Source organism: uncultured Formosa sp. (assembly GCF_947500765.1).
In the GTDB taxonomy this organism is placed as follows: Bacteria; Bacteroidota; Bacteroidia; order Flavobacteriales; family Flavobacteriaceae; genus Formosa.
The window spans coordinates 1-573 of the sequence record NZ_CANMTH010000062.1 but is presented as its reverse complement, the minus strand read 5'-3'; the positions used below and the strand labels follow the sequence as shown (position 1 = coordinate 573).

1 protein-coding gene is annotated in these 573 nt (G+C 31.8%); it reads left to right on the top strand.

Going from position 1 to position 573, the window contains the following annotated elements; translation table 11 throughout:
• The first annotated feature begins 162 nt into the window (after positions 1-162).
• The gene (locus Q1B05_RS18615; RefSeq protein ID WP_299782974.1) at positions 163-489 is read left to right on the top strand and encodes a hypothetical protein; all 327 of its coding nucleotides are present in this window, start codon (positions 163-165) and stop codon (positions 487-489) included.
• The last annotated feature ends 84 nt before the right edge of the window (positions 490-573 follow it).

Sequence of the window (573 nt, the reverse complement as noted above, 5' to 3'; positions counted from 1 at the left end):
ACGTTGTACCCAATTTGAGAAATGAACAGTTTAAAAACAAAAATTCTGATTTTTCTGCTAACTTTTAGTCTTCTATCTTGTAAAGACAATAAGGAAAAAAGAAAAGAAATCGTATCTGAAAAAATTGAGCTATTTTCGGAGAAACAAACGGAATGGAATAATTTGACAAATCGGATTTTAAAAAATCAGTTTGTAAACTCAAATTTAGGAAAAGGAATTTATCCAACCGATTTAGAACAATCTCTATCGGCTGAATTAATAGAAAACGGAATTAAATTAATTACTGTACGCAACGATTCTGAATGTAAAGAAGTGGAATACGCTACAGAATGGACTGAATATCCAATCGGAACTTTATATCTGACTTGGACAACGTGTGGAAATTTAAAACAAACGGAAAAAGAATTTCATCAATCTGACTCAAGTTTCATAGAAGTATTTGGAATTGGAAACAATTGGCTGATTTGGACTGATAGCGACTTTATCTGAAAATAAAAACTGGGTACAACACCGTATAAAAATAATTGCGGTTTAGTGCTTAATCAAAGGTCGTTGCGTGTTTGTAACGTCTGA